1 protein-coding gene is annotated in these 476 nt (G+C 50.4%); it reads left to right on the top strand.

Translation table 11 applies throughout. The annotated features are described in order from the left end of the window. The coding region (locus RH89_RS16970) for an ATP-binding cassette domain-containing protein (RefSeq protein ID WP_004404650.1) at positions 1–387 on the top strand (387 nt) is incomplete at its 5' end. Positions 388–476 lie beyond the last annotated feature (89 nt).

Below are 476 nucleotides of genomic sequence, written 5' to 3'. Positions count from 1 at the left end.
CATGCAGTCGGGCAGCTTCAGGTTAAAACGCTTAAGTCAGTGCGCTCCAAAGTTGAGGTTTTGTCTGGCGGTCAGCGTCAGGCTATTGCCATTGCTCGCGCTGTAGGTGCAGATTCCAGCGTGGTATTGCTGGATGAACCAACAGCCGCTCTCGGTGTGGCTCAGACCAGACAAGTTTTGGATGTGGTTAAACGTCTTCGTGAGACAAATCATGCGGTGGTGTACATCTCCCACAACCTTGCTGACATCTTTGAAGTGTGTGACCGGATAACTGTGATGCGTCATGGTGAGAACATTGGTGTCTACAACACCGAAGAAACCACCCCAGATGAAATCGTCGTAGCGATGACTCGCGGTCATGAAGAAGAGGTGAAGCATGTCAGTTAATTCCACATCATCCACCAATCCTTCAAACACCAGTGCTTCAGCCAAAGTTAGCCAGCCAAAAAGTGGGAGCAACCCGCCAGCAAAACGTG

The sequence above is a fragment of the Vibrio nigripulchritudo ATCC 27043 genome (assembly GCF_000222685.1).
GTDB lineage: Bacteria > Pseudomonadota > Gammaproteobacteria > Enterobacterales > Vibrionaceae > Vibrio > Vibrio nigripulchritudo.
This window is presented reverse-complemented; position numbering and strand designations above follow the sequence as displayed.